The organism is Sphingobacterium faecium (genome assembly GCF_003054045.1).
Classification (GTDB): domain Bacteria; phylum Bacteroidota; class Bacteroidia; order Sphingobacteriales; family Sphingobacteriaceae; genus Sphingobacterium; species Sphingobacterium faecium.
Window position 1 is genome coordinate 187,299 of record NZ_QBKH01000001.1, and the last position, 13,644, is coordinate 200,942.

At 36.8% G+C, this 13,644-nt stretch carries 12 protein-coding genes and 1 tRNA gene; 12 read left to right on the top strand and 1 reads right to left on the bottom strand.

Annotated features, from left to right (window positions below; all coding sequences use genetic code 11):
* Window positions 1-117: 117 nt before the first annotated feature.
* A tRNA-Ser gene (locus tag C8N37_RS00810) sits at window positions 118-202 on the bottom strand.
* A 121-nt stretch (window positions 203-323) separates the two neighbouring features.
* On the opposite strand from C8N37_RS00810, the gene C8N37_RS00815 reads away from it, so the two are divergent.
* The 12 genes from C8N37_RS00815 (at window position 324) to C8N37_RS00870 (ending at window position 13,640) form a co-directional block, all read left to right on the top strand.
* Window positions 324-2,366 (top strand): M13 family metallopeptidase, encoded by a 2,043-nt coding sequence (locus tag C8N37_RS00815; protein WP_244914304.1) that lies wholly within the window; start codon window positions 324-326, stop codon window positions 2,364-2,366.
* 98 nt (window positions 2,367-2,464) lie between these two features.
* Entirely contained in the window at window positions 2,465-2,776 is a 312-nt protein-coding gene (gene rplU / locus C8N37_RS00820; RefSeq protein ID WP_045753476.1) for a 50S ribosomal protein L21, read from the top strand.
* 42 nt (window positions 2,777-2,818) lie between these two features.
* Window positions 2,819-3,103, top strand: a complete 285-nt coding sequence (gene rpmA / locus C8N37_RS00825) for a 50S ribosomal protein L27 (protein ID WP_108157115.1) — start codon at window positions 2,819-2,821, stop codon at window positions 3,101-3,103.
* Between the two features lie 174 nt (window positions 3,104-3,277).
* Window positions 3,278-4,021 (top strand): hypothetical protein, encoded by a 744-nt coding sequence (locus C8N37_RS00830; RefSeq protein WP_108157116.1) that lies wholly within the window; start codon window positions 3,278-3,280, stop codon window positions 4,019-4,021.
* A gap of 3 nt (window positions 4,022-4,024) precedes the next feature.
* The gene (locus C8N37_RS00835) at window positions 4,025-4,621 is read left to right on the top strand and encodes a hypothetical protein (RefSeq protein ID WP_108157117.1); all 597 of its coding nucleotides are present in this window, start codon (window positions 4,025-4,027) and stop codon (window positions 4,619-4,621) included.
* Window positions 4,622-4,825: 204 nt separating this feature from the next.
* Complete coding sequence (locus C8N37_RS00840) at window positions 4,826-5,788, top strand: formylglycine-generating enzyme family protein (RefSeq protein WP_108157118.1); 963 nt, start codon at window positions 4,826-4,828, stop codon at window positions 5,786-5,788.
* Window positions 5,789-5,819: 31 nt separating this feature from the next.
* Window positions 5,820-7,133 carry a Gfo/Idh/MocA family oxidoreductase gene (locus C8N37_RS00845; RefSeq protein WP_108157119.1) on the top strand — a complete coding sequence of 438 codons (1,314 nt, stop codon included), beginning with the start codon at window positions 5,820-5,822 and terminating at the stop codon, window positions 7,131-7,133.
* A gap of 15 nt (window positions 7,134-7,148) precedes the next feature.
* On the top strand, window positions 7,149-8,195 hold the full coding sequence (locus C8N37_RS00850) for an FAD:protein FMN transferase (RefSeq protein ID WP_108157120.1): 1,047 nt from the start codon (window positions 7,149-7,151) through the stop codon (window positions 8,193-8,195).
* A gap of 7 nt (window positions 8,196-8,202) precedes the next feature.
* Window positions 8,203-9,123 carry a hydroxypyruvate isomerase family protein gene (locus tag C8N37_RS00855; RefSeq protein ID WP_108157121.1) on the top strand — a complete coding sequence of 307 codons (921 nt, stop codon included), beginning with the start codon at window positions 8,203-8,205 and terminating at the stop codon, window positions 9,121-9,123.
* Between the two features lie 90 nt (window positions 9,124-9,213).
* Complete coding sequence (locus tag C8N37_RS00860) at window positions 9,214-10,464, top strand: nucleoside permease (protein ID WP_108157122.1); 1,251 nt, start codon at window positions 9,214-9,216, stop codon at window positions 10,462-10,464.
* Between the two features lie 37 nt (window positions 10,465-10,501).
* Entirely contained in the window at window positions 10,502-12,190 is a 1,689-nt protein-coding gene (locus tag C8N37_RS00865) for a GMC oxidoreductase (RefSeq protein WP_108157123.1), read from the top strand.
* Between the two features lie 19 nt (window positions 12,191-12,209).
* Window positions 12,210-13,640 carry a Gfo/Idh/MocA family protein gene (locus C8N37_RS00870; RefSeq protein WP_108157124.1) on the top strand — a complete coding sequence of 477 codons (1,431 nt, stop codon included), beginning with the start codon at window positions 12,210-12,212 and terminating at the stop codon, window positions 13,638-13,640.
* The last annotated feature ends 4 nt before the right edge of the window (window positions 13,641-13,644 follow it).

Below are 13,644 nucleotides of genomic sequence, written 5' to 3' on the forward strand. Positions count from 1 at the left end.
ATCTTTTAGGGTCTCGCTGAAAATGAGAAGTATTGAAAAAACGATAGGGCGTATAAAAGAAAAACCCTACAAATTGTACAATTTGTAAGGTTTTGATATATTTTCCTTGTTAGGATGCGGAGAGGGCGGGATTCGAACCCGCGGTACCGTTAAGTACACACGCTTTCCAAGCGTGCTCGATCGACCACTCTGACACCTCTCCGTAGTCTGTTGGCAAAAATAGAAGTATAATTCTATTTTCCAAAACAAATTTCAGTAAAAAGTGTTATTTCCGCATTAATAAAAAAACTACCTTTACTTAAGGTGTTTGAAATTAGAAAATTATGGTCAATAAAAAATTATGGGCAATATTGCCAATTGCTGCCTTAGCATTTGGTTGCCAATCCAATAAAAGTTCAGATCAAAAGCAAACAGATCGAACTGTATTTTTAGATGTATCAGGAATGGATACCACGGTACATCCAGGCGATAACTTCTTTATGTATGCCAACGGACAATGGTTAAAAAAGACAGTTATACCACCATCAGAATCAGGTTGGGGGTCATTTTATACCCTTAACGATGAAAATTTACAAAAGCTTCATGGTATATTGGAAAAAGCGGCACAGTCTAATAGTAAGAAAGGGAGTGATCAACAGAAAGTTGGAGATTTCTATACCAGTGGAATGGATACGATCACGATTGAAAGGCTTGGCATTAAACCTATTGAAGATCAATTGAGAAAAATTGATGCGTTAAAATCTATTGATGAACTTATTGCTTATAGCGCTGATGGTTTTAAAGAAGGAAATGGAGATCTATTTTCTTTCTATATTGCAGCAGACGAGCGTATGAGTAATAAAAATGCAGCTACCTTTGTTCAAGGTGGTCTTAATCTTCCTGAAGCTAGTTACTACTTAGATCAAGATGATAAAGCTAAGAAGATCCGTGAAGCATATACGAGTTACCTTACCAAATTATTTACATTAGCAGGACAGCAGCCAACAGCCAAGGTTGATGCCGAGTTTGTTTTGAAAATAGAAACTGCTATTGCTAAATCTCATATCAGTCCTGTTGAATTAAGAGATCCCATTAAAAATTATAATAAAGTAGCTGTGGCTACATTTCAGAAGCAAACGCCAAACCTGAAGTGGAATGATATTCTAGGAAGATTATCGATAAAAACAGATACATTATTGGTGCAGCAACCTAAGTTTTATGTTGCTCTAAATAACTTGTTGAAATCGGAGTCATTGGATACATGGAAACTGAAGTTGAAAGCAGACCTCTTGAACAGCTCTGCTGCAGCATTGACCAAAGATTTCCGTAATGCAAAATTCGAATTATATGGTAAGACCTTGCAAGGTCAAAAAGAGCAAAAGGAACGTTGGAAATTAATGGTGAGCACAGTAGATGAAAGCTTAGGAGAAGTCATCGGTAAATTGTTTACAGATGAATATTTCAAACCTGAGGCCAAGAAAAGAATGCTCGAATTGGTCAATAATCTTGAAATCTCTTATCGTGACCGTATTGAAAAATTAGATTGGATGACTCCTGAAACTAAAAAAAGAGCCATTGAGAAACTGCAATCTTTTACTAAGAAAATTGGATATCCGGATAAATGGAAAGATTATTCAGATGTTGAAATCAATAAAGATAGCTATTATGCTAATCTACAATCAGCATCACGTCACGCTTATAAAGAAATGATCGATAAGATGGGCAAACCGGTAGATAAAACAGAATGGCTGATGACAACGCCAACAGTTAATGCCTATTACAACCCTCCGTATAACGAAATTGTATTTCCTGCAGGAATATTACAGTTCCCTTTCTTTGATGCCAACGCAGATGATGCGATTAACTATGGTGCTATTGGTGCAGTCATTGGACATGAGATGACTCACGGTTTTGATGATCAAGGTCGTCAGTATGATAAAGAAGGAAATTTGAAAGATTGGTGGACTCCAGAAGACGCGACCAAGTTCACTACAAAAACTAATCAGGTGGCAGCGTTATATGATGGTTTTACCTTATTAGACAATCAGCATGTCAATGGAAAACTGACATTGGGAGAGAATCTCGCTGATATAGGAGGGTTAAATATTGCTTTTGATGCTTTCAAAAAAACAAAACAAGGTCAAGAATCAACTAAAATAGACGGTTTTACGCCCGATCAACGGTTCTTTTTAAGTTTCGCTCAAGTTTGGCGCATTAAGAATAGCGATGAAAGAATGAGTATGCGCTTGAAAGTAGATCCACATAGCCCAGAAGAATTTAGAGTTAATGGCCCTGTTTATAACATGGAAGCGTTTTATCAAGCATTTCAGATTCCTAAAACTGCCAAGATGTATGTGGCACCCGAGAAGCGTGTCGCCGTTTGGTAGGAACAGAAATAAAAAGTGTAATATATTTTAGAAATTGAATAATAATTGCTAATTTTGCCGTTCATTAACAATAAACACATTTAATTAATTTATTAACAATGTACGCAATAGTAAATATAGCAGGACAGCAATTCAAGGTTGCAAAAGACCAATTTCTTTTTGTGCACCGCTTACAAGGAGATGAAGGCGCTAGTATTGAATTTGACAATGTATTGTTAGCAGAAGATGGTGGTAAATTCACAATCGGTACTCCGAACGTGGCTGGTGCTAAAATTTCGGCTAAAATTTTGTCTCATTTAAAAGGTGATAAAGTTATCGTTTTCAAGAAAAAACGTCGTAAAGGCTACAAAAAGAAAAACGGTCACCGTCAACAATTCACTAAAATCCAGATCACTGGTATTACATTATAATTGAATTTTTAATCAGACATTAGTCTTAATCTAAGATAAGAAATGGCACATAAAAAAGGTGCGGGTAGTTCTAAGAACGGCCGTGAGTCACATTCGAAACGTTTAGGTATCAAAATCTTCGGTGGTCAAGCTGCTATCGCTGGTAACATCATCGTTCGCCAACGTGGTACTAAACACAATCCTGACTTAAATGTTGGTATTGGTAAAGACCATACGTTGTTCGCTTTAGTTGATGGAAAAGTACTTTTCCGTAAAAAAGCTAACAATAAATCTTATGTTTCTATCATTCCTGCAGAGGTTTCTGAAGTTCCTGTAGAGAAAGCATAAGTTTTTGCTACACAATATTTGTAAAAGGCGTTAAGTTTACTTAACGCCTTTTTTGTGTTTTTAAAGCTTAATTACGAGCTCCTTAATGAGATTGTACATATTTATTTCTAAAAGAATCAAAGTTTGGTACAATTTTATACAGGAATAGCAGTTTATAGATAATATTAAACGTTCATGATTTTTAAAAGTCTATCATACAGTATTACAGCTGTTAGCTTATTACTACTATCATCTTGTAGTTCGATGTATATGCCTAATGTACCAGCTGCACCCATGTTCAAAGATGCAGGTGAGGTATATGTTTCCGGGAATATCAATTTAAAAGGAAATGTTTCGGCAAGTGGTGGAGTCGCAGTTTCAAATCATATTGGAGTGATTGCAAATGGTTCTTATGTCGATCGAAAAGATAGTCCAACTGATTTTGCTCAAAAAATGGGCGAATTAGGAATTGGATATTTCACTACTTTTGGACAGCGACGCAATCGTATTTTAGAAGTATATGCTGGATATGGAATAGGGGTAGTGAATGAATTGGATACCAGAACATCAACTGCTGGACCTGCTGTAGTTGAAAGTAGAGATATGGATTTTGATAAGATATTTGTTCAGGTCAATTATTCTTCTACAAAAAAAGAGAAAATTCGTTTATTTGGTGGAGATCGCGCATTGAATTATGGAACTATTTTAAGAGTGTCACATGTGAATATGACTGATTTTAAAATTGATCAGGTAGATGCACATAAGGAACGCAATGTGTTAATCGAACCTGTCTTTTATACCCGTATGGAAGTGGGGCGTGGTTGGCAGATTCAATACATGACTGGAATGAATTTTGGATTGATGAGTAATGATTATTTAAAAGCAGGTCATCCCATCAATAGCTTAGGAATTCTTTATAAATTTGGAAGGAAAAATTAAATTATGATAAACGTGTTGAAAAAGAATTGGTTATTCGCATTTGTAAGTATAGCAATTTTGACTAGCTGTGGAGTTAGCAGACAAAAAGCCCAAATTGAAAATCTGGGCAAATGCAAATACGATATACAGTCTGTAGATAGTATCCGTGTGGCAGGTACTTCTATTCAAAAAATTGTAAAATCAGATGGTATTGATCTGTCAGCATTGCCAAGTGTAGCATTAGGAATGTTGCGTAAAAATATACCTTTAGATGCTGTGGTTCGATTGAGAATTCAAAATCCTACCCTTAAAAAAGCTGCTATCAATCAATTTCAATATATTATCTTATTTGAGAAAAAGCAATTAGCAGAAGGTATTGTCAATCAATCGATCTCGATAGATCCAGGGCAATCAACAATAGCATCAGTGCGATTGAATACTAATATTTATGAATTAATCAATAATGGTGACTTAGCAGGATTTATCGGATCTAATTCCAATACAAAAAAGGGATTATTTACGATTAAGATAAAACCCTCGATCAATATTGCAGGTAAGTCAATTTTTTATCCAGGATATATTACTATAGATAAAGAAGTAAGTCGTAATATTTTGTTGTAAAAACAGGTTAATAATGTACTTAAGGCTTGTAAAACTTTGTTTTACAAGCCTTATTTTTTTTGTGCACTTGCTACTTTTAACTTTTGTAATAAAAAAGTTATGAGACTTATTGTTTATAATACACAATCAAATTAATATCTTAGACAAATAATACGTCTGGATTAGTGGTAGGGTGATGACCAATTATTTATAGAAAAAAATAAAATGCATAAAAGTTTACTTGCTCTTATCTTGTTAGGAATTTCTAGTACGTCGTTTGCACAGCAAAAGTTGGAAAGTTATGTACAAGAAATAAAGGGTACAAAATTGAAATTTGATATGGTTGCAATTCCTGCTGGAGTATATAAACAAGGCGGAAATGTGCAAGCAGATGAAAAACCTATTCATGAAGTGAAAATAGCACCATTCTGGATTGGCAAGTATGAAGTAACTTGGAATTTATTTGAACCTTTCTTGTATAAGGATTACGAACTAACTCAAAGTTTAGATGGCAAGATAGCACCAGAGGTTGATGCAGTTACACGTCCCACAAAGCCTTATTTGGACATGACTTTTGGTATGGGTAAAGAAGGTCACCCTGCTTTAGCCATGACACATTATAATGCTATTCAATTTTGTAAATGGTTGTATGTTCGTACAGGAGTTTTTTATAGACTTCCAACTGAAGCAGAGTGGGAATATGCTTGCCGTGCAGGAAGTGACAAGGCATATAGTTTTGGCGATGATGCAGCTCAATTAGATCAATATGCTTGGCATAAAGGAAATAGTGATGGATCTACACATCTTGTCGGTACTAAGAAACCAAATGCATGGGGTTTATTCGATATGCATGGAAATGTTTCTGAGTGGACTTTTGATCAATATATTGAAGATTATTATAAACAATTTGAAGGTAAAGTAGCAGACAACCCAGTAGCAGTACCTACAAAATTATATCCAAATAGTGTAAGAGGTGGTTCTTTTGATAGTGAGCCTGTGGATTTGAGAAGTGCGGCTCGTTTGGCATCAGATCCTTTCTGGAAGCAATTAGACCCACAGATTCCTAAAAGTAATTGGTGGTTTCCTGAAGCTCCATTTGTGGGGATGAGGTTGGTAAGACCCGTTACTCCACCTTCACATGAGGAGATCATGGCCTATTATGATAAGGCTCCAATTAAAGATTATTAAAATATCAATTATAACCCTAAATACCTAAAATATGGAAAAATTTGAACGTCGTGATTTTTTAAAAACGACAGCAGCTATTGCAGGTGGGACAGTTTTAAGTTCCATGCCTATCGTAGGAGCATTTGCAGCAGGAAGTGATGTGATTAAAGTTGCATTAATTGGTTGTGGAGGTCGCGGTACAGGTGCAACTTTTGATGCCTTAAGCTCTGGCTTCAATATTAAAGTTGTAGCACTAGCTGATGCTTTCAAAGATAATTTGGATAGCACTTATAAAACTTTAAAAGATAAGTGGCAAGATAAGATCGATGTATCTGATCAACATAAATTTGTTGGATTTGATGCCTACAAAGAAGCCATTAAGTTAGCGGATGTTGTTATTTTAGCAACTCCTCCAGGGTTTCGCCCGATGCATTTTGAAGAAGCAGTTCGCCAGGGCAAACATGTATTCATGGAAAAGCCAGTAGCTGTTGATATCCCAGGAATTCGTAAAGTTTTAGCAGCAGCTGAAATTGCCAAAAAGAAAAAATTAAATGTCGTTGTAGGTCTTCAACGTAGATATCAAACAAATTATAGAGAAGCGATCAAAAGAATTCATGATGGTGCTATCGGTGATGTTGTTGCAGGACAAGTATACTGGAATAGTGGTGGAGTTTGGGTAAGACCACGCAAACCAGGACAAACTGAAATGGATTACCAAATGCGTAACTGGTATTATTTTAACTGGTTGTGTGGAGATCATATTGTAGAGCAACACGTACATAATATAGATATTGCCAATTGGGTAAAAGGTGCATACCCTGTGCGTATCCAAGGTACAGGTAGCCGTGCTCATAGAACAGGTAAAGAGTACGGAGAGATCTATGATAATTTTGCATTAGAGCTAACTTATCCTGATAATTCGGTTGTGTACAGTCAGTGTGCTCACTTTGAAGGTGTCACTAATCGGGTCGATGAGCAGTTCCAAGCAACAAAAGGCCGAGCATACTTATCTGCAAATGGACAAGCTGTACTTTGGGATGCCAAAGGAAATGAAATCTATCGTCACGATCCCAAAGGAAATCCCAACCCCTATCAACAAGAGCATAAAGAATTGTTCGAAGCAATTTCAAAAGGAGAATACAAATTTGATAATGCAGAATATGGAGCTTACAGTACTTTAACAGGTATTATTGGCCGTATTGCTTGCTATACAGGAAAGGTCATCAAATGGGATGCGGCACTGAAATCAGATATTGATATTATGCCGACAAATTATGCCTGGGATGCTTTACCAAAAGTATTACCAAAAGAAGATGGTTCATACCCGGTAGCCATACCTGGTCAGAATACAAATTTATACATTTAATAAGGGGATGCATTCATGTATTTTAAATCATGGATACTGCTCTCAATTAGTTTGTTCAGCTTATGCGGCATCGATGCTGTACGAGCTGAACAAACTCATTATTTTCTAAAACCTCTCCGGAAAATTGTCTTATCTGGTCCTGCACAGGGTACATCCTATCACATTACGTATTTCGATCAATATGAACAAGTTTCAAAAAATGATGTAGATAGTGTGCTGAAAGTGATCGATTTATCCATGTCAATTTACAATCCTTTATCGACAATCAGTCAGTTTAATCAGCAGGAAACAAGTGCTGTCAGATTGGACCAACATTTTAAAAATGTAGTTGAAGCATCGTTTTACTACCATCAGATAACGAAAGGTATTTTTGATATCACTGTAGCGCCACTTGTCCAGTTATGGGGATTCGGTACTAAACAAATCAAACATTTTCCCGATTCCAATGAAATTAGTTCCACTTTATCGTCGGTTGGGATGAGCAAATTGATATGGGAAGAACCCTATCTCAAAAAATCTCAACCCAGCATTAGTATTGATGTAAATGGTATTGCTCAAGGATATTCGGTAGATGTATTGGCTGAATTTCTTGAACTTAGAGGTGTTAAAAATTATATTGTTGAGTTGGGTGGTGAAATGCGTGTCAAAGGCAAAAATTTACAAGGTGACTTCTTTAAGATTGGCATCGAAAGACCAATTTCAAATCATCATCAGCATTTACAAACAAAAGTAGTGTGTATCAAATCTGGAGCGCTAACCACTGCTGGTAATTTTGAGAAATACATGATGAATGGCAAACAGAAAGTAAGCCACCATGTCAATCCATTAACTGGATATATGTTTTCAAGTCCAATAGTGAGTGTGACGGTGTATGCAAAAACGGCTATGGAGGCTGATGCTTTAGATAATTATTTTATGGCACTGACACCTGACGAGATACTTGATTTTGTAAAGAAGAGGAAGAATTTAGAAGTTTATATTATATTTAACAATGAAAGGGGAGAAATAGAAGAAAAATACTCAAAAGGGTTTTCTGATTTTTTTCTAAAAAAAACAACATAATGAAATTATGAAAAGATCTGATTTTTTAAAAAATACCTTACTGGTAGCTGGTTCAGCTGTGAGCTTGACTACTTTAGGAGGGGAGCATCAACAGAAAAAAAATAAAGCTGGAGCAACATTTAATTTGGATTATGCACCTCACCAAGGAATGTTCAGTGCTACTGCTGGTAAAAATTTTGTTGATGAGATCAAATATATGCACGAACTGGGATTTCGAAGTATCGAAGATAATGGTATGACGGGTCGTAGTATTGATGAACAAAAGAAAATAGGTGAAACCTTGGCCGCTTTAGGTATGCGTATGGGTGTATTTGTTGTTCCAAAAGGCGGGAACGGTGCCAATACATTAGCAGCAGGAAAACAAGATTACATAGATATCTTTCTAAAAGGTTGTAAAGAGTCTGTGGAGGTTGCAAAACGCGTAAATGCAAAATGGGTAACGGTCGTTCCTGGAGACTATGAACGTAATTTATCTATTGGTGTGCAGACGGGTAATGTGATTGAAGCATTGAAAAGAGGAGCGGAGATTTTTGAACCTCATGGTATTACTATGGTATTAGAGCCATTAAGTGATACCCCTGATTTATTCCTAAGATATTCTGATCAAACCTACGAGATTTGTAAAGGAGTGGGAAGCCCTTCATGTAAATTGTTATATGATGCCTATCATATGCAAAAAAATGAAGGAAACTTGATACATAAAATGAATGAATGTTGGAGTGAGATCGCGTACATCCAAGTGGGTGATAATCCAGGTAGAAGAGAACCTACAACTGGTGAAATAAACTACAAAAATATATTTAAATGGCTTCATGAGAAAGGCTTTAAAGGCGTAGTAGGTATGGAGCACGGCATGTCCAAAGGAGGCAAAGTTGGAGAAGAAACTTTGGTTAATGCATACCGAGAAGTAGATAATTTCTTAGTGTAATTTGTACAATTGTTTTTTTTATGCTAGATTGTCATATTAAAAACCAATTATTGATAGAAATCTCTTATTTTAAAATAAATTAAACATATAATGTCTACATCTATTAGATTTAAATTGTCGTTCATGATGTTCCTAGAATTCTTTATCTGGGGCGCATGGTTTGTTACATTGGGTACCTACCTGAGTAAAAATTTACAAGCACAACCGCTTGAAATTGCGAATGTCTTTTCTACCCAATCATTAGGCGCTATTATCGCACCTTTTATTATAGGTATGATTGCCGATCGTTACTTTAATGCAGAGCGTATACTTGGTGTATTGCATATAGTCGGTGCCGTTCTCATGTATCAAATGTATAACGCTACTGAAATATCATCATTTTACCCTTATGTATTAGCTTACATGGTATTGTATATGCCGACACTCTCGTTGGTAAATTCGGTATCTTTCAGACAACTAAGCAATCCTGAAAAGCAATTTTCCAATATCCGTATCTGGGGAACAATCGGTTGGATCGTTGCAGGTTTATCGATTAGTTACTTATTTAAATGGGATGCTGCAGAAGCATCTTCTGCAGGTGCTTTGAAAAATACCTTTTTAATGGGAGCTGTAGCATCTTTAGTATTAGGTTTATTTTCATTCACTTTACCTAAAACACCTCCCGTTAAAATTGAATCCGATCAAAAACCTTCTTTTGCGTCCATTATTGGTTTAGATGCAATCAAATTATTGAAAGATCGTAACTTCTTGATTTTCTTTATCTCTTCCATATTGATCTGTATTCCATTGGCATTTTACTACCAAAATGCAAATCCATTTTTAGATCAAATTGGAATGGAAAATCCAACAGGTAAGATGACTATCGGTCAGATTTCGGAAGTACTATTCTTATTAGCATTACCCGTTTTCTTTTCTAAATTTGGTTTTAAGAAAACAATTTTAGTTGGTATGCTTGCTTGGGCTTTAAGATACATCTTATTTGCATATGGCAACGCCGGCGATCTTTCTTTCATGTTGATATTAGGTATTGCTTTACATGGTATTTGTTACGATTTCTTCTTTGTATCAGGACAAATTTATACGGATAGTAAGGCTGGTATTAAATATAAAAGTGCAGCTCAGGGTTTGATCACGTTAGCGACTTATGGAGTAGGTCAGCTAATAGGATTCTGGGTAGCAGGATTTATTGGTGAAAAATATGCGTATTTACAAGAAGCTAATGTTGCGGATTTCTGGAAACAAACATGGATTATTCCAGCAGGCATTGCATTCGTGGTTTTTATTATTTTCTTAGTTGCCTTTAAAGACGAGAAAGTAGAGAATAAAGTTATATCCGAATAAAAGTTAATTAAAAAACTAAACTAAACATAAATATAAAATGGCTGAAAATAACACTTATGATGCTATTGTCATTGGTTCAGGAATCAGTGGTGGATGGGCAGCAAAAGAATTGACAGAAAAAGGTTTAAAGACCTTGATGTTGGAGCGTGGTCGTAATATTGAGCACGTGAAAGATTATCCGTCGCCGAATAAAAATCCTTGGGATTTTCCACACGCAGGTGGTCGTACACAACAAATGATCAAAGATCGTCCTGTTTTAAGTAGAGATTATCCTTTAAATGAAAAAAACTTAGACTATTGGGTGAATGAGCAAGAAAGTCCTTATACCGAGACAAAGCGTTTTGACTGGTATAGAGGATATCACGTAGGTGGTCGTTCATTGATGTGGGGAAGACAATCTTACCGTCTTGGTGATTTGGATTTCGAAGCAAATTTAAAAGATGGACATGGTGTTGATTGGCCTATCCGTTATAAAGATATCGCTCCTTGGTATAGCTATGCAGAAAAATTTGCAGGTATCAGCGGTAATCGTGATGGTCTAGATGTTTTACCTGACGGTGATTTTATGCCTGCTATGGCCATGAATATCGTGGAAAAAGATTTAGCAGCTCGTTTGAAGAAAGAATATAATGGCAATCGCCATTTTATTATGGGAAGAACAGCTAATATTACTGTTCCTCATCACAATCGTATCAACTGTCAATATCAAAATCAATGTTGGTTAGGCTGTAACTTTGGCGCTTATTTCAGTACACAATCGGCAACTTTACCAGCTGCAGTAGCGACAGGTAATTTGACATTACGCCCTTTTTCTATTGTCACGAAGATCATATATGATAAGAATACAAAGAAAGCTAAAGGAGTGGAGATTATTGATGCAGAAACAAATCAAACCTATGAATTTTTCGCTAAAGTAATCTTTGTAAATGCATCGGCATTTAACTCAACTTGGGTATTGATGAATTCAGCTACTGATGTGTGGGAAGGTGGTCTTGGAAGTAGCAGTGGCGAATTGGGTCATAACGTAATGGATCACCATTTCCGTTGTGGTGCTGGAGGTACTGTTGAAGGTTATTTAGATAGTTATGTTTTTGGTCGTAGACCAACAGGATTATATGTGCCACGTTTCGTAAACGTTGCAGGTGATGACAAGAAACGTGATTATGTACGTGGTTTTGGTTATCAAGGAGCTGCAGGCCGTGGTCGCTGGTCTGGAGAGGTCGCAGAGATGAGTGTAGGTGGTGCATGGAAAGATGCTATTACTGAAGCTGGTGATTGGAGCGTAGGTTTTACTGCTTTCGGTGAGATTTTACCATACCATGAGAACAAAATTAGCTTGGACAAAACTAAAAAAGATAAATGGGGTCTTCCTGTATTATCTATGGATGTTGAAATCAAGGATAATGAGTTGAAGATGCGTGGTGATATGCAAAACGAGATGAAAGAGATGTTGGAGAAGATTGGTGTTAAAAATACCTACACATATGATAATGTGTATGGTTTTGGCCAAGGTATCCATGAGATGGGAACAGCTCGTATGGGTAGAGATCCAAAAACATCTGTTTTAAATGGTAACAATCAGGTTTGGGATGCTTTAAATGTTTTTGTAACGGATGGTGCAGCGATGACATCAGCAGGTTGTGTCAATCCTTCATTAACCTATATGGCATTAACAGCTCGAGCGGTTGATTTTGCTGTAAGTGAACTGAAAAAAGGTAACCTATAATCATCAATAAATCTAAATTATGGAAAAGAATAATTCATCAAGAAGAGATTTTCTAAAAAAAGCGGCCTTATTTGGTGCTGGAGTAACAATTTTACCTCGTCATGTTTTAGGAGGTACTGGTTTTACAGCACCAAGCGATATGTTGAATGTTGCATCTGTAGGCGTTGGTGGTATGGGTGGATCTGACGTTTCGCGATTTGCGGGTAGTGGAAAAGCTAATATTGCTTATTTATGTGATGTGGATACACGCCGTGCTGCAGATTCAGTAAAGAAATTTCCAAAAGCAAAATTTTATAAAGATTACCGTGAAATGCTCGATAAAGAGCATAAGCATATAGATGCAGTCTCTGTGTCGACTCCAGATCATCAGCACGCAATCGTAGCTTTGGCTGCGATGCAGTTGGGCAAGCACGTATACGTGCAAAAACCATTAGCACATGATGTTTGGGAAGCTCGTGCATTGACACATGCTGCCAAAAAGTATAAAGTTGTAACCCAAATGGGCAATCAAGGAGCATCAGGTGATGGTGTGAGACAGATGCGTGAGTGGGTTGATGCGGGTATGATTGGCGATCTGAAAGAAATTTATTGCTGGACTGATCGCCCAGTATGGCCACAAGGAATCCAATGGCCAACTCAAAAAGCAGAAGTGCCAAAAGAATTGGACTGGAACCTTTGGTTAGGTACTGCACCAAATAAAGATTACGTTGAAAAATTAATTCCTTTTAACTGGAGAGGTTGGTGGGATTACGGAACCGGTGCATTAGGAGATATGGGCTGCCATAACATGGAAGCACCATTTAGTATCTATGGTCTTCAATATGTAAAAGATGTACAGGCAACTGTAGGCTCGGTATATGTTGATGAATTCAAGAGAGGGTATTTCCCAGAAAGTTGTCCACCGTCTAGTTACGCGGTCATGACTTTTCCAAAGACAGACAAAACAACAGGTGATGTTAAGTTGCACTGGATGGATGGTGGAATTCAACCACCTAGACCAGAAGAACTAGGACCAAATGAAGCTTTTGGTGACGGTGGTAATGGTATCTTATTTATCGGTACAAAAGGTAAAATTTTAGCGGATACTTACGCAGCAAATCCAAGATTGTTACCAACATCTGCTTCCTATACCAATCCAAAACAAAAGTATGCACGTGTTAAAGGTGGTGCTGATGGTCACTGGGCACAATGGGTAGAAGGATGTATTGCTGGTTATGGTAATATGCAAATGTCTTCACCTTTTGAAATCGCAGGTCCGTTGACAGAGGCATTGCTAATGGCTAATTTAGCCATTCGTGGATCTGATTTAAGAGTGGATAATAAGTATCCTGGAAGAAACTTACGCCTATTATGGGATAATGATAATATGCGTGTTACTAATTTTGATGAAGTAAACCAGTTCGTGAAACGTAATTACCGTCCAGGCTGGGAAGTAAATTATACATTTTAAGTAT